Below are 15,443 nucleotides of genomic sequence, written 5' to 3'. Positions count from 1 at the left end.
ATGTATGTCGCTACTGACTTACCATCCACTCCAGCGGGACAGGGTGATGCCGCCATTATTATTAACCGTGTTGATAAATTTTTCGACAGTGTACATGCCCTACGGAGCTTGAGCGCACGCATCTACTACGGGCGGCTGACCGGCTTGGTTGGCCCAGACGGTGCTGGCAAGACAACGCTGATGCGCATCCTGACTGGCCTGTTGGTACCCAATGCCGGCTGCGTTACCTTGGCTGGCTACGACGTGGTGCGGGACAACGATGCGATCCATGTCGTCAGTGGCTACATGCCACAGCGCTTCGGCCTGTATGAAGACCTGTCGGTGATGGAGAACATGCGCTTATACGCGCAGTTACGCGGCATGGACGCCGACCACAACACTGATCTCTTTGCCGAATTGCTCGATTTCACGCGGCTCGCACCCTTCACCAAGCGCCTCGCCGGTAAGCTCTCCGGTGGCATGAAGCAGAAACTCGGACTAGCCTGCGCGCTCATGGCGCGGCCTAAGGTGCTACTACTGGACGAACCCGGAGTGGGTGTCGATCCAGTCAGCCGCCAGGATTTGTGGCGCATGGTGCAGGTGCTCACCGACGAGGGCATGGCCGTGGTTTGGTCCACCGCCTACCTCGACGAGGCCGAGCGCTGTGAAAGCGTGCTGTTGCTGAACCAAGGGAAACTCCTGTTCGATGGTCCTCCACAAGATCTGACTGCACAGCTTGAGGGCCGCAGTTTCCGACTCGAAAATGTCGGTACCCAGCGCCGATCAATCCTTACCGAAGCGCTCGATCTCAACAGTGTAAGTGATGGAGTGATCCAGGGTGCCGGTGTACGCGTAGTGTTGCGCATGGGCGCGAGTACAGAGCAAATCCAGGCACTGGCCGATCAGGCGCAAGTACACCTGGCGCCGGTACCCGCGCGCTTTGAAGATGCTTTCATCGATCTGCTCGGCGGCGGTCCTGGTGGCACTTCAACCCTGGCTGAACGTCTGCCGCCGATTGAGCTCGGATCAGACATTGCCGTGTCGTGCCACAACCTGACCAAGCGCTTCGGCGACTTTACCGCCACCGACAATGTCAGCTTCGAGGTGCGAAAGGGCGAAATCTTCGGCTTGCTCGGCCCTAACGGCGCCGGCAAATCCACCACCTTCAAGATGCTATGCGGCCTGCTTAAACCAACCGTCGGCGAAGCACACGTGGTAGGGCACGATCTGCGCCGGGCCACCGGCGCAGCCAAGAGCCGACTTGGCTACATGGCGCAGAAGTTCTCACTCTATGGTCTGCTTTCGGTGCGGCAGAACCTAGAATTCTCGGCTGGGGTGTATCAATTGGAAGGAAACACGCGGCGCGAGCGCATCGCCGAAATGATCGAAACTTTCGATCTTGGTAAATGGCTATCCGCCACCCCAGACTCCCTACCATTGGGGCACAAGCAGCGCCTAGCGCTGGCCTGCGCGCTGATGCATCGCCCTCCGGTACTGTTCCTGGATGAACCCACTTCGGGCGTGGATCCTATCACCCGCCGTGAATTCTGGACGCATATCAATGGTCTAGCGCGCAAAGGCGTCACCATCATGGTCACCACTCACTTCATGGACGAGGCCGAATACTGCGACCGCGTAGCCATACTCTCGCGTGCGCGGTTAATCGCACTGGATACACCCGATGCGCTCAAGCGCATCGCCGCCGACGTCGGGTGGGCGGATCCGACCATGGAAGATACCTTCATCCATCTGGTAGAGTCGTCTAATCAAGAAATGGAGGCTGCCACATGAATACCCCTCTGCAGCGTCCCGGTCCCGATCAGGCACAGGTAGCCAGCCTGCGTCGCTTCGATCTGCGGCGTCTACTCGCCCTGGTTCACAAGGAAAATCTGCAGGCTTTGCGTGATCCATCAACACTGTTGATCGCCTTTGTGTTACCGGTGGTACTGCTCTTGCTATTTGCCTATGCGGTGTCGCTCGACGCCAAGAAGGTGCGTATCGGTGTGGTACTAGAGTCGTCCAGTGCATCAGCCCAGGCCCTGGCTGCAGCCTTTGCCAGCACCGATTATCTCGACGCACACTTTGTCCATGACCGACGCCAAGTCGCTGACAAGCTGGTATCCGGCGAGCTGCGCGGGTATGTAGTTATTTCGCAGGATTTCGAACGACGTCTGACGCAACGCGGCAACGAAGCACTAGTACAGATCGTCACCGATGGCTCCTACCCCAATACCGCCAATTACGTCGAAAACTATGCCCGGGGTGTGGTACAGTCTTGGCGCGCAGGGCTTGATGTCGCAGTGCCACCCCAGGCCCTAGTGTTAGTGCCGCGCTACTGGTTCAACCCTGAGCTGGAGAGCCGCCGCGCATTAATCCCCGGTGCTATCGCCATCGTCATGACCATCATTGGCACCATGCTCACGGCGCTGGTGGTAGCACGTGAATGGGAACGCGGTACCATGGAAGCGGTGCTGTCCACGCCCGCCTCGGTGGCCGAGATCCTGATTGGTAAGCTGCTGCCGTACTTCGCACTAGGTATGCTGTCTACGCTGGGCGCGACCGCGCTGGCGGTGTTCGTGTTCGACGTGCCGCTACGCGGCTCACTCGCGGCCCTGCTACTGCTATCAGGCGTGTTCATGGTACCCGCGCTGGGCCAGGGGCTGCTAATCTCCTCGCTCGCACGCAACCAGTTTCTCGCGGCGCAGATTGCTTTGTTCTCCGGCTTCTTGCCGTCCTTCATGCTCTCGGGTTTCCTGTACGAGATCGACGCTATGCCGGCGCCGATCCGCGCCATTACCCTGCTGATTCCGGCACGCTACTTTGTCGAATCACTTAAGACAGTGTTCCTAGCCGGTGATATCTGGGCGGTCTTCATTCCTAATCTGTTGGCAATGATGGTAATCGGAACGCTGTTCTTCATGCTGGCCAAGCGCGCCACGTGCAAAAATTTGGAATAGTGTCGTGCTCGTATCCTCCTTCAGCTTCACCCGCTTGCGGGCCCAGTTCATCAAGGAAATACTTAGTGTCCTGCGCGACCCACGCAGCCGCATGGTGGTATTTGTGCCGCCGATCTTGCAACTTCTGATTTTCGCCTTTTCCGCAACACTCGAAGTGCGCAATGTCGATATTGCGGTGTACAACCAAGACGCGGGACGCTGGTCATACGAACTAGTACAGCGCCTAGACAGCGCACGCTTCATTAACCGTGTGCGGTACGTGGATAGCCAACGACACCTGCACGAGCTGGTCGATCGGGGTGAGGTAATTGCGGCACTCACCATTCCGGTAGATTTTTCACGCATGATTGCCGCAGGTGATAGCGGCCTTGCACAGATACTGGTTGACGGCCGACGCAGCAACTCCAGCCAGATCACCGTTGCCTACCTCTCCACCATCGCAGCCGATGTCGGTGCCGAGGTCGCACCTGACACGCAAGCGCCAGTACCCGTCGTGGTGCGCCATTGCTTCAACCCGAATCTGATCTATCGTTGGTTCATCGTGCCGGGCCTAACCGGTATCCTAGCGCTATTCAGCGCGCTCTTAATCACCTCGCTGTCAATCGCCCGCGAGCGCGAACTGAGCACCTTTGACCAGCTACTGGTATCGCCTACCTCGACGCCGGAAATCATCATTTCCAAATCGCTGCCCGCACTGGCGATCGGCATCTTGCTGGGTCTTTTCATGGTCGGCGCGGGCGTGTTCCTGTTCGGTATCCCCTTTACCGGCTCGTTCGGCCTGCTGTTCGCCAGTCTGGTGTTGTTCATCCTGTCGGTGGTCGGCATCGGCCTAATGATTTCCGCGGTCAGCATGACACAACAACAAGCCATCCTAGGGGCGTTTGCCATTGGCGTGCCAGCAGTGTTGATGTCCGGCTTTGCCACGCCAGTAGAGAACATGCCTGTCGCCTTGCAATGGCTAGCCCAGGCCATTCCTCTGACCCACTTCCTCATCATCGTCGAAGGCAGTTTTCTCAAGGCGATGCCGCCGGACGACATTCTTGCCAGCCTGTGGCCACTGGCAGTGATCGCCGTGGTGACACTCACGATGGCAACCGTATTTGTCCGAGGACGCCTACAATGAGACCTGGACTGTGTATGTCATCGCCATGGAGAACGATCATCTTCCCCGGTGCCAATAAACATGGGCGCCTGCCCGAGCGCCTGCCCATGCTGGTGCTGGATTTTGCGCTGCTAACAGGTTACGGTACCCGAGTATGGCCATACACTGCGCCGGCCAGATTTTTGGCGAACGAGCAATGAACCTCCTGGCGGATCTTGATGCGCACCAATCTGGAGGATGTTGGGCTAAGGCAAGAGCTTGCCAGAGCCCGTGGCCGGGTCGATCAAGCACACCACTACGAACAGGCACCCAACCCTCTGCATGTGCCTGGAACTGGCGTTCCGATTCCACTATTTCGCACTGTGCAAGATGCACTTTTTGCTGCACGCAAAGGAGTTGGTGGCTTTCCCTGGTGGCTATGGAACGCTCGATGAGCTGTTCGAGGTGCTGATCCTGATTCAGACCGGCAAGATGCAGCGGATTCCGCTGGTGCTGGTGGGTCGCGCGTTCTGGCGTTGCGTGATTGATTTCGATCCTCTGCTCGACGAATCTATGTCTGTCCATCCGATCTCGACTTGTTCACTTGCGCGGACGAAGCCGAGGAAATCCTCATTACCCTCGAACGCTTTTATATCAACGAGGCAGCAGGACATGAACACAAAGCAGCGGTCGATCGCTGAATCTGGGATCATGATGCATACGATTGACTCGCTGCTGATGTTGGTAATTCTTTGAAATTTGTCCGGCTGTGCGATACGCAGCGAGCTGCAGCCGGCGGTGCACATCAATGCGGTCAAGCTGCAACAACATGTGGCGCGCCAAGCGTGCCGACATTCTCAGCAGCAGGATCCTCAGCGCGTCGACTATGCAGACCCTCAGCATGAGCGGCCTAGACCCGCAGCCGTGCGCCACGCCATCCTCAAGTACCTGCCATTCCGGCGCTGGCTGCGGCACCCGGCTTGTCGAATGAAGACAGGTTCCGCATTGGCCGAACTCTGGCTGCAGCAGGCCTGCAACCCTGGCTGGAGACAGCGCGCCACGCCTGGGCATACCTCTTTTTCACCGAACACACGCCAGGCCAGCACCACCATGAGCAGGGACAATTGGCACGTGCGCGTTCGCCTGCAGGCACGCTTGTCTACCAGCGTGACCGCGCCGCAAAAATTGCTGCCGGCGGCACAGTTGGATTTCCAGAGCGTGCGCAGCATGCATCGCCGCGCCGGATTCGGCGCAGAGCTGGTGGCCGTGCTGCATCCGCAACGCCGCATCATCATGCAGCCATTCGCCAGTTGCTGATTCAGTCCCATGATCACTTTGATCCGGACGGCACTGTGCCCGCCTCGAAAAACATGGTGGTCATCGGCCATAGCATGGGGGGAATGATTGCTCGCCTGCTGGTCTCATCGGCTGACAATCAACTGCACGACTGGGCCATGGCCGATGCAAGAACCGACCCGAACCAGAACGACCCCGAGCGCACGCTGCTGGATCCCATGTTGCACTTCGAATCCCTTGCCGGTATTGAGCGTGCCATTTTTATCGCGACCCTGCACCGGGGCACTGCAATCACTGGCTACCAACCTGTGCGCTGGCTGTCCGGCTTGTTTCGGTTGCCATTGACGGCGCTGGAAGCCGTGACCGACGCCGTGGTCCCTTCAGTTCAGGCCACAGGGCAGGCTCAGGATGGCTATCTGCAAGGAACCCTGAACAGCATTGACCATCTCAATCAGGACGATCCCTTTGTTCAGGCTGCCACAAAACTGCCGATCTCACCCGAGGTACGTTACCATTCCATCATTGCCCGCACCAATGCCGACGGGCCGCTGGCCGATTCCGACGCCGGCCTGGTACCGTATCGCAGCGCGCACCTGCCGGACGCTGTATCTGAAAAAATCATCATCTCAGGCCACAAGCGTGCAGGAAAACGTCGCAGCGATCCTAGAAGTACGCCGCATCCTGCGGAGGATTTGGCCGCCTCCACACAAGTATCACCATACTAGGTTAAGGGTAAACGGGCAAGCGCGTCGCTCGGCAGGGCCAGCTGCCAGTCGTGAGCAGCCAGTGTGAGTCTGTCCGGCAGTGGCAAGCCCAGGTGGTATGCCTTACTACTGGCAACTGCAATGTAATTTTGCCCCCCTGAATTAAGTTGGTCATTTTTCTACGAAGTGGCTGCTATTCTATTGTTAACACGGGAGAGAGCAATGACCATTAGGGTATTAAAGAAACAGGGAAAGAGGATTAAAGCAAACTGGTATATCACGCAATACGGTTAAAAAATATCTCGACGATCAAGTGATGCCGCGTTACAGCAAACTCGACCCGTTTAAAGCCTATATTCAGCAGCGCATCCAGGCCGCACATCCTGACTGGATTTACAGCGGTAATGTTATCAGGAGATACTGGCACAGGGTTACCAGGGCAAGATACGGGTATTGAGCAGCTATATAGCTTGTTTGAAACCATGAGCAAAGCCATATCCAGTAGTGCGTTTTGAAGCAGAAAATGGCTGGAAAAAAAGCTGTGTTTTGCCTGAAATTGATAAAATTTTAGGAAACATTAAAGAAATCATAATTTTTGGATCAATGATGGTTATCGGTACAAAGACTCCTTAATCACTACATCCAAAAGTAAAATACATGTAAAAGTTATAAACTATAAAATGTACCACGCGTATCCATGGGGCAAAAGAATAGAAAATGAGTTGGTACAACTTCAAATATCAGTATCTGGTACGTTTTTGGTTACCTGTACCTGCAGTGATTGCAGCCGGTATTCTCTCTGCCTTTTACTTCGGCGTTACCGGCACTTTCTGGGCCGTAACAGGTGAATTCACCCGCTGGGGCGGTCATATCCTGCAATGGCTGGGCCTGGATGTTTCCCACTGGGGTTATTTTCAGGTCATCGGTCTGCAGGGCTCACCGCTGACACGTATTGATGGAGTGATGATCCTCGGTATGTTTGCAGGGTGTTTCTCGGCAGCATTATGGGCCAATAACGTCAAGTTGCGTTTACCACAGCACCGCATTCGTGTGTTCCAGGCCATTGTGGGGGGCATTATTGCCGGCTTTGGAGCGCGCCTGGCTATGGGATGTAATCTGGCGGCGTTTTTTACCGGTATTCCACAGTTTTCTTTGCATGCCTGGTTTTTTGCTATTGCTACCGCAATCGGCTCGCTGGCGGGCGCCAAGGTCAGCCTGTTACCGGTATTTCGCATCCCGGTACAGCTGCAAAAAGTGTCGGCAGCGCAACCGCTTAATCAGCATGCAACCCGGGAACGGCAACACTTTTGCATCGGCATGCTATTGTTTATCGCTTTTGTGCTGTGGGCGGCTTCCAAGGCGCTGGATGAACCCAAGCTGGGTTATGCTGCCTTGTTTGGCCTGGCTTTTGGCCTCATTATTGAACGTGCGCAGGTGTGTTTCACTTCAGCGTTTCGTGATCTGTGGATTACTGGTCGTACACAAATGGCTAAAGCGATTATCGCGGGTATGGCAGTAGGCACAATTGGTGTTTACAGCTACGTACAACTGGGAATGGATTCTAAAATATTCTGGGCCGGGCCAAATGCAGTCATTGGTGGATTGTTGTTCGGCTTTGGCATCGTGCTGGCAGGTGGTTGCGAAACAGGCTGGATGTATCGCGCTGTGGAAGGACAGGTGCATTTCTGGCTGGTGGGATTAGGTAACATCATCGGTTCCACACTGCTGGCACTGGTGTGGGATGATCTGGCACCCCTCCTTGTCGTAAATTTTGACAAGATCAATCTCCTTAAAACATTCGGACCGCAAGGCGGTCTACTGGCCACCTACATTATGCTGGGTGTATTTCTGGCACTGGTGCTGTACTGGGAAAAATATTTCTTTGCCCGGAAAGCCCGACAAGCTTCGCAAACAGCCTGAACATAAGCGCTTCCCATGAAATCAACTACCATCATCCCTGATTTTCGTCTCGATATGATAGGAGAACCCTGCCCCTATCCTGCTGTAGCAACGTTGGAAGCTATGCCCCAGTTGCGGCCGGGGCAGATTCTGGAGGTGATTTCCGATTGCCCGCAGTCAATTAACAACATCCCGATTGATGCCAGAAATCATGGCTACGAGGTTCTGGAGATTCAGCAGGATGGTCCCACTATTCGTTATTTGATCCGCCGTTAAGATAACGCCCGTCACCAAATCAGCTGAGGTTTGAGGCTAAGGGTGTTTCGAGTAGCCAGGTGTGTTTCCCAAAGATTCTGAAGTCGAATTGAACCAGGCAAGTCTCTGACGAAGCTTGACCACTTCTCCCACAATAATGAGTGTTGGCGGCTTCAATGGATTTTCCTGAATGATTGTCGGCAACGTTGCAAGTGTGCCGGTGAGAACACACTGATTGGGGGTTGTACCCTGCTGAATAATAGCAGCTGGTGTCGTTTTTGGCAGACCATGAGCAATCAACTGTCGGCATAACTCGGAGACGCCCAGCAATCCCATGTAGACGACAATCGTCTGGTTAGGACGCGCCAGCGCTGACCAGTCAAGCTGTACAGTGTTGTCTTTCAGATGTCCGGTTACAAAAACGCAGGAATGCGCGTAATCCCGGTGGGTCAAAGGGATACCTGCATAACTAGCTACACCGGATGCGGCTGTAATTCCGGGAACAACCTGGAATGGGATCTGATGTTGTGACAAAGTTTCGATTTCCTCGCCCCCTCGTCCAAAAATAAAAGGATCGCCACCTTTCAACCGCAGCACACGTTTACCTTCTTGCGCCAGCTTGATCAACAGGTTATTGATTGATGTCTGCGGCAAAGTATGTCGATTACGCTCCTTACCGGCATAGATACGGTCAGCATCCTGTCTGACCATATCCAAAATGGCCGGAGCAACCAGCCGATCATAAATCACCACGTCTGCCTGCTGCATCAGGCGCATAGCGCGGAAAGTCAACAGATCCGGGTCTCCCGGGCCTGCTCCCACCAGATAAACTTCCCCGATCGGAGGTTGATCCACACTATTATTCAAGGTTTCTAATAAATAATCCTGGGCAGCCTGATCCTTGCCGGCAAATACCATTTCTGCAAACGGCCCTTGAAGCATTTTTTCCCAAAAGAAGCGACGATTTTCCTGACGAGAAAAATGCTGCCTGACTTGCCCGCGAAACTGCGCAGCATAAGTCGCCAGTCGACCATAAGCAGCGGGGATTAATGCTTCCAGTCGTGCACGCAACAGCCTTGCCAGTACTGGAGAACTGCCACCGCTTGATACCGCAACGATAATCGGAGAGCGATCCAAAATGGAAGGCATGATAAAGGTGCATAAATCCGGATTATCGACAACGTTTACTGGAATACCTGCTTTCCGGGCTGCAACCGAGACAGCCTGGTTGGTTGCTCGATCATGCGTAGCGGCAATAACCAGCACCCTACCCTGCAAGTGATCCGGGCGGAAGGTTTCAGCGTTATGCGAGATTGAAGAGAATTGCTGCAACAAACCAGTAAATTCCGCATTAATTGTGGGGGAAACGACATGGATATGCGCCCCTGCTCGCAGTAGCAACTTCGCCTTACGGGCTGCAACACTTCCTCCGCCAACAATCAGACAATTTCGCTGTTTAATGTTGAGAAAAACTGGAAAGTAATCCATACAGACAAAATAGGGCTTAATAAACAAGGAGCCGTCTGGCCTGTTAAAGGTTAATCAGAACGATGTAATAACCTCTTATTCCGGAATTACATATCCGGTTCAGTATCTGTACTTCTGTTACTGCTGATATGTGTTATCTCTTGCCCACGATCAGAACTCAGGCCATGGATGTACCGGTTATTGAACTCTTTCCCGCTTATACAGTTCCTCAATGGTCATACTCATGCCAGCTTCCCCACCGAATACTGTGCCGAGTGTCTTGTTCTGGAGATGTTTGATATTGAAATCGTAGAATTCCTTTTTTAGCGGGAAATATCTTACTTCCTCAATCAATTGCTGTGCGTGTTGCATGTAAAAGATAACAAATTCCTTTATTTCCGGTTTGTTTGCTGATTTTGCATTTACATAAATAAAGAGAGGACGCGATAATGGCTGGTAACTTCCATTTTGTACGGTAAGCATGGAAGGTAGAACACCGCCAGCACCATGATCAATCGCCACAGCTTTCAGTTTCTTCTGATTTTCGATGTAGTAGGCAAAGCCAAAGAAACCTAATGCATTTAAATCGCTCGCCACACCCTGAACGAGTACATTATCATCTTCCGAGGCAGTAAAATCTCCACGACTGGATTTTGCCTTACCGACCACGGCTTCGGTGAAATAGTCGAATGTACCTGAATCAGCTCCTGCGCCGAAAAGTTTGATTCTGGCATCAGGCCAGGCCGGGTTGATTTGATTCCAGTTAAGTATCTTTTCTTGCGCTGCAGGCTCCCACATTTTTTTTAACTCGGCGATTGTTATGGATTTAATCCAATTGTTCCTGGGGTTGACCGCCACCGTCAATGCATCAAAAGCAATTGGCATCTCGATGTACTGCACACCATTCCGCCTACATTGCTCCATTTCAGAAGACAGGATCGGGCGAGATGCATTCACAATATCAATTTCCCCTCTGCAGAATTTTTTGAATCCCCCGCCCGTACCGGAGATACCAGCGGTAACCATAGTGGCCCCTTTTTTAGCAGTTTGAAAATCCTCAGAAACAGCTTCTGTAATCGGGAAAACAGTACTCGATCCATCTATCTTAATAAGCGACCTGGCTTGAATATACCCACTGATTCCACTCAAAAGGATAAAGGCTGTAATTAAAAATCTGGCTCTACTACTGGATTTTGATAAAAACTGTTGCATGATAGTCATCCTGATATTCAAGAATTAAAGAAAAGATATCTGACCTGTATACCCTACAACTCTAACTTCAAGTATTCACCAAAGATAAACGAGATATATTACAGCCTTGTGATGATAAGCTCAGTGCCCAACAGTTGAAGCAACAGCCTGTTGCTGAATTGTTCCAGCAATTTTCTCAGCCCAGTATTCAATCTGTTGAGGGTCTTTTCCTTCCACCATCACCCTGATTAACGGTTCAGTTCCAGAAGCACGCAGCAAAATACGCCCATCATTTCCCAATGCCTGTTCCGCCTCATTTTTGCATATCTCTACTGCTTGATCGTTCTGAAAATCAAAATCTCTAGAAATCTTTACATTGATTAACCGTTGGGGAAAGAAAGTAACATCATGCATCAAGTCGGCAAACATCAAACCCGTGTCACGTAATGCGTACAAAACCTGGAGGGCTGAAATAATTCCGTCACCTGTCGTATGTTTATCACGGCAAATAATATGGCCGGAATTCTCGGCACCCAAGTACCAGTCATTTTGTTGCAGCAATTCAGACACATAACGATCTCCGACATTTGCCCGGGCAAATGGAATCCCAATCCGCTCAAAAGCTTGCTCAACAGCCAGATTGGTCATGAGTGTCCCAACTACTCCACCTTGTAGTACACCACGCTGTTGTCGATGTTTAGCGATAATGTAGGCCAGACTGTCACCATCGTATACTACCCCTTCTCCACTCACCATCAGCACCCGGTCGCCATCGCCATCTACAGCAATACCAAAATCTGCACCGTGTTGCAAAACTGCACCTTGCAGCGTCATGATATGGGTTGCACCACATTCATGATTAATGTTGAATCCGTCCGGATTTGCATGAATAGTTACAACATCAGCGCCCAGTTCATGCATCACATGCCCGGCGACCTGGTAATCTGCACCATTGGCACAATCAACCACGATTTTCCAGCCTCGTAAATCAAGCTGATTAGGAAAAGTACTTTTACAAAATTCGATATATCGGCCTTCTTCATCCTTGAGACGTTGTACTCTACCTAATTTGATAGAAGGTGCTGTTTCTATAGGAAAATCCAGTTCAGCTTCGATTTGAAGTTCCATACTATCAGGTAGTTTTGAGCCTTCAGAAGAGAAAAATTTAATGCCGTTATCATAAAACGGATTATGTGAGGCAGAAATAACTGCTCCAGCCTGAATGCGCAGCGCTCGCACAAGGTAGGCCACAGCAGGGGTTGGTAATGGCCCGGATAGCAGAACATCTACCCCTGCCGCTGAAAAACCGGCCTCCAGCGCAGATTCCAGCATGTATCCGGATATGCGTGTATCTTTTCCAATCAAGATGGTTGGTCGTTTATCTGCAGCCAGTTTCCAATCGGACGCCAGCAATACTTTGCCAACAGCATACCCCAGACGCAGGAAGAATTCGGGCGTGATCGGAAATTCCCCTACCTTTCCACGAATGCCATCTGTACCAAAATATTTTTTCTTCATATCAGTGTCGCTTCCCTGTTGAATTCCAAATCAAAGCATTTAACCGGATTCACAATATCACAATCAGCATCCCACAGACGCGAGCGTCTGATAGATCAACAGCAACCAGCTACTCAATCGTCATATTTATATTATATGGGCCTTGTTACTGATTACCGTACAACCAACTATTGGCCGGGTGACGGGTATATCAGAAAACCCGGATGAATACGATCCATTGCCGCAAACACTGAAAATGCATCACGGGTCGCCTTGACATCATGCACCCGTACAATTCTGGCACCTTGTCCCACTGCCAGAAGAGCGGCTGCCACACTGGCATACACACGATTATCAACTGGACTGCCCGTAATCATTCCCAGCATTGATTTACGTGAAATGCCGGCCATAACAGGTAGATCCATAGCAATGAATTGATTCAGATGGTGTAACAAGGCGAGATTGTGCTCCAGTGTTTTACCAAAGCCAAAACCGGGATCAATAATGATTCGCTCACGCGCAATCCCGGCTGATACTGCCAATGCAACATGTTGTTTCAGAAAAGCCATGACCTCGGCAACCACATCCGAATACTGCGGATCAAGCTGCATTGTCTCCGGCCGTCCTTGCATATGCATGAGACAAGCCATCACAGAGCTGTCCGCAACAACTTCCAGTGCACCAGGAGCTTGCAGCGCATTGGTATCATTGATAAGAACAACCCCGGCATTAATAGCGGCTTGCATCACTTCCGGTTTGGAAGTATCAACCGAAACTGGAATATTCATATTCAGCGCAAATTCTATGACGGGCATGACTCGTGACAGTTCTTCATCCGATTCAACAGATCGACTCCCAGGACGGGTAGATTCACCCCCGATATCAAGGATATCTGCACCTTCCTGAGCCAGGCGATTCACTTGTTCAATCGCTTTCCCAGTTGTATCAAAACAGCCGCCATCAGAAAAAGAATCGGGCGTGACATTGATCACCCCCATGATCAGCGGACGGTTTTCTTGAAGAATCCTTTGCAGTTTATTCACTTGGATAAGAAAAAATGGCCTGTACGTTTTATTTCCCGTACAGGCCATTAATTAAGAATGCTACAGTTTTTCTAGGCTTCTACTTTTTGAGCAGGTGCTTCTTCTGTTGTTGCAGGCTCACTTTCGGGTTGTTTTACCTCGCCGCTTGTGCTGGTTGAACCTTTATCCTGCCGTGGAGAAGAAGAAGGTGATTGCGGCGGACGCGGTGGGCGACCTTCCATAATATCTTTAATCTGGTCGCTGTCTATCGTCTCCCATTCAAGCAATGCTTGTGTCATCGCCTCGATTTTATCCTTATTCTCCTCGATGATCTTGCGCGCAAGTGCATATTGCTCATCAACGATCCGACGAATCTCGGCATCGACCATTTTCATGGTTGCTTCACTCAGATTCCTGTGCGTAGTAACTGAACGCCCAAGGAACACCTCTCCCTCGTTTTCACCATACACCATAGGTCCCAGCGTATCGGACATACCCCATTGCGTCACCATCTTGCGGGCGGTATCTGTTGCCCGTTCAAAGTCATTAGATGCGCCGGTTGTCATCTGGTTCATGAACACTTCCTCTGCAATACGGCCGCCAAACATGACAGCAATCGTCTGCAAAATCTGATCGCGATCCATACTGTAACGATCTTCAGCAGGAAGCTGCATAGTTACACCTAGTGCACGTCCGCGCGGGATAATTGAAACCTTGTGAACCGGATCGGTTTTAGGCAGCAAATAAGCCACTACCGCATGCCCCGATTCATGATAAGCAGTATTGCGCCGCTCATTTTCGGGCATAACAACGGAACGACGTTCTGCACCCATCAGAATCTTGTCTTTTGCACGTTCAAAGTCATCCATATCAACCAGACGTTTGTTGGATCGTGCAGCAAACAAGGCGGCCTCATTGACCAGATTGGCCAAATCAGCTCCTGACATACCAGGTGTACCCCTTGCCAAGATACTGGCTTTCACATCAGGGGATATAGGAACTTTGCGCATATGTACCAGCAAAATCTGTTCCCGACCACGAATATCCGGCAGCGGGACAACAACCTGTCTATCGAATCGACCTGGACGCAGCAAAGCAGGATCCAATACATCCGGGCGGTTGGTGGCAGCAATAACAATTACACCCATATTGCCTTCAAAGCCATCCATTTCAACCAGCAATTGGTTCAACGTCTGTTCGCGCTCATCATTTCCACCTCCCAGACCTGCGCCACGCTGACGGCCGACCGCATCAATCTCGTCAATGAAGATAATGCAAGGTGCATGTTTTTTCGCCTGCTCAAACATATCTCTCACTCTGGAGGCACCGACACCGACAAACATTTCGACGAAATCCGAACCGGAAATACTGAAAAATGGTACTTTTGCTTCACCGGCAATGGCGCGGGCAAGCAGCGTTTTACCTGTTCCCGGATTACCACACATTAGTACACCGCGAGGAATACGACCACCTAGTTTCTGGAATCGGGAAGGATCCCTCAAAAACTCGACCAACTCGGCAACTTCTTCTTTGGCTTCTTCACAACCAGCCACATCCGCAAAAGTCACGTTGTTACTCTTATGATCAAGCATCCTGGCTTTACTTTTCCCGAATGAGAAAGCACCGCCGCTACGACCGCCCCCTTGCATCTGGCGCATGAAAAAGATCCAGACAGCAATTAACAGCAACATCGGGAACCATGACACAAGGATGCTCATCAGCATGGAAGGTTCTTCTTCCGGCTTAGCTTCCACAGCCACTCCAGCCTTTAGAAGATCACTTACCAGCCACGGATCGGAAGGTGAATGGACAATAAACGAGCGGCCATCTGTTTTTGCACCTCTCAAGGTACGACCGTCGATTACTACCTTGGCAATCCTGCCTTGGTGCATTTCACTGATAAATTGTGAATATTCCATGGGAGGCTGTGATGGCTGTCGGGTGGAGAACTGATTGAAGACTGTCATCAATACCAATGCAATCACCAGCCAGATAGCCATGTTCTTAATCAAATTATTCATATTAGCTCCTCAATTTTGCTTCTCGACGAAACCGAATTTTTGAAACGCTGCGGTTTATCTGTATCTGTTACAGG

The 15,443-nt window shown here is 51.6% G+C and carries 17 protein-coding genes; 11 read left to right on the top strand and 6 right to left on the bottom strand.

Annotated elements, in window-relative coordinates; all coding sequences use genetic code 11:
- Genes ACZ5EJ_RS04540 through ACZ5EJ_RS04505 form a run of 8 tightly spaced genes read left to right on the top strand, consistent with a single transcriptional unit; the run spans position 1 to position 6,038 of the window.
- Positions 1–1,770: an ATP-binding cassette domain-containing protein gene (locus ACZ5EJ_RS04540; RefSeq protein WP_074685481.1), complete on the top strand. Its 1,770-nt coding sequence runs from the start codon at positions 1–3 to the stop codon at positions 1,768–1,770.
- Positions 1,767–2,936, top strand: a complete 1,170-nt coding sequence (locus ACZ5EJ_RS04535; RefSeq protein WP_074685479.1) for an ABC transporter permease — start codon at positions 1,767–1,769, stop codon at positions 2,934–2,936. The genes ACZ5EJ_RS04540 and ACZ5EJ_RS04535 overlap by 4 nt, the downstream gene beginning before the upstream one ends.
- Before the next feature lie 4 nt (positions 2,937–2,940).
- Complete coding sequence (locus tag ACZ5EJ_RS04530; protein ID WP_074685478.1) at positions 2,941–4,059, top strand: ABC transporter permease; 1,119 nt, start codon at positions 2,941–2,943, stop codon at positions 4,057–4,059.
- A gap of 14 nt (positions 4,060–4,073) precedes the next feature.
- Complete coding sequence (locus ACZ5EJ_RS04525) at positions 4,074–4,238, top strand: hypothetical protein (protein WP_160803608.1); 165 nt, start codon at positions 4,074–4,076, stop codon at positions 4,236–4,238.
- An 18-nt stretch (positions 4,239–4,256) separates the two neighbouring features.
- Positions 4,257–4,472, top strand: a complete 216-nt coding sequence (locus ACZ5EJ_RS04520; protein WP_256201593.1) for a hypothetical protein — start codon at positions 4,257–4,259, stop codon at positions 4,470–4,472.
- Positions 4,417–4,773 carry an LOG family protein gene (locus tag ACZ5EJ_RS04515; protein ID WP_464557569.1) on the top strand — a complete coding sequence of 119 codons (357 nt, stop codon included), beginning with the start codon at positions 4,417–4,419 and terminating at the stop codon, positions 4,771–4,773. Before ACZ5EJ_RS04520 ends, ACZ5EJ_RS04515 begins: the two co-directional genes overlap by 56 nt.
- Before the next feature lie 42 nt (positions 4,774–4,815).
- Positions 4,816–5,334 (top strand): hypothetical protein, encoded by a 519-nt coding sequence (locus tag ACZ5EJ_RS04510; protein ID WP_143032861.1) that lies wholly within the window; start codon positions 4,816–4,818, stop codon positions 5,332–5,334.
- The gene (locus ACZ5EJ_RS04505; protein ID WP_074685475.1) at positions 5,328–6,038 is read left to right on the top strand and encodes a hypothetical protein; all 711 of its coding nucleotides are present in this window, start codon (positions 5,328–5,330) and stop codon (positions 6,036–6,038) included. The genes ACZ5EJ_RS04510 and ACZ5EJ_RS04505 overlap by 7 nt, the downstream gene beginning before the upstream one ends.
- Before the next feature lie 256 nt (positions 6,039–6,294).
- Here ACZ5EJ_RS04505 and ACZ5EJ_RS04500 read toward each other — a convergent pair whose 3' ends face one another.
- Positions 6,295–6,444, bottom strand: a complete 150-nt coding sequence (locus tag ACZ5EJ_RS04500) for a hypothetical protein (protein ID WP_160803607.1) — start codon at positions 6,442–6,444, stop codon at positions 6,295–6,297.
- A 77-nt stretch (positions 6,445–6,521) separates the two neighbouring features.
- Here ACZ5EJ_RS04500 and ACZ5EJ_RS04495 point away from each other — a divergent pair, with 77 nt between their 5' ends.
- From ACZ5EJ_RS04495 to yedF, 3 genes are all read left to right on the top strand, one after another.
- Positions 6,522–6,650: a hypothetical protein gene (locus tag ACZ5EJ_RS04495; protein ID WP_256201591.1), complete on the top strand. Its 129-nt coding sequence runs from the start codon at positions 6,522–6,524 to the stop codon at positions 6,648–6,650.
- Positions 6,651–6,734: 84 nt separating this feature from the next.
- Entirely contained in the window at positions 6,735–7,937 is a 1,203-nt protein-coding gene (gene yedE, locus ACZ5EJ_RS04490; protein ID WP_011634086.1) for a selenium metabolism membrane protein YedE/FdhT, read from the top strand.
- A 15-nt stretch (positions 7,938–7,952) separates the two neighbouring features.
- Positions 7,953–8,192: a sulfurtransferase-like selenium metabolism protein YedF gene (gene yedF, locus ACZ5EJ_RS04485; RefSeq protein ID WP_011634085.1), complete on the top strand. Its 240-nt coding sequence runs from the start codon at positions 7,953–7,955 to the stop codon at positions 8,190–8,192.
- 36 nt (positions 8,193–8,228) lie between these two features.
- Here the strand turns inward: yedF and cysG are convergent, their stop codons facing one another.
- From cysG to ftsH, 5 genes are all read right to left on the bottom strand, one after another.
- On the bottom strand, positions 8,229–9,659 hold the full coding sequence (gene cysG / locus ACZ5EJ_RS04480) for a siroheme synthase CysG (protein ID WP_074456115.1): 1,431 nt from the start codon (positions 9,657–9,659) through the stop codon (positions 8,229–8,231).
- A gap of 177 nt (positions 9,660–9,836) precedes the next feature.
- Positions 9,837–10,850 carry a PstS family phosphate ABC transporter substrate-binding protein gene (locus ACZ5EJ_RS04475; RefSeq protein ID WP_074456116.1) on the bottom strand — a complete coding sequence of 338 codons (1,014 nt, stop codon included), beginning with the start codon at positions 10,848–10,850 and terminating at the stop codon, positions 9,837–9,839.
- A 120-nt stretch (positions 10,851–10,970) separates the two neighbouring features.
- Positions 10,971–12,347, bottom strand: coding sequence for a phosphoglucosamine mutase (gene glmM, locus ACZ5EJ_RS04470; RefSeq protein WP_011634082.1), 1,377 nt, complete (start codon positions 12,345–12,347; stop codon positions 10,971–10,973).
- A gap of 167 nt (positions 12,348–12,514) precedes the next feature.
- Positions 12,515–13,369 (bottom strand): dihydropteroate synthase, encoded by an 855-nt coding sequence (gene folP / locus ACZ5EJ_RS04465; protein ID WP_464557564.1) that lies wholly within the window; start codon positions 13,367–13,369, stop codon positions 12,515–12,517.
- Between the two features lie 71 nt (positions 13,370–13,440).
- Entirely contained in the window at positions 13,441–15,369 is a 1,929-nt protein-coding gene (ftsH, locus tag ACZ5EJ_RS04460; protein ID WP_011634080.1) for an ATP-dependent zinc metalloprotease FtsH, read from the bottom strand.
- Positions 15,370–15,443: the final 74 nt, after the last annotated feature.

It is taken from the genome of Nitrosomonas sp. TNE100 (assembly GCF_055387135.1).
This window is presented reverse-complemented; position numbering and strand designations above follow the sequence as displayed.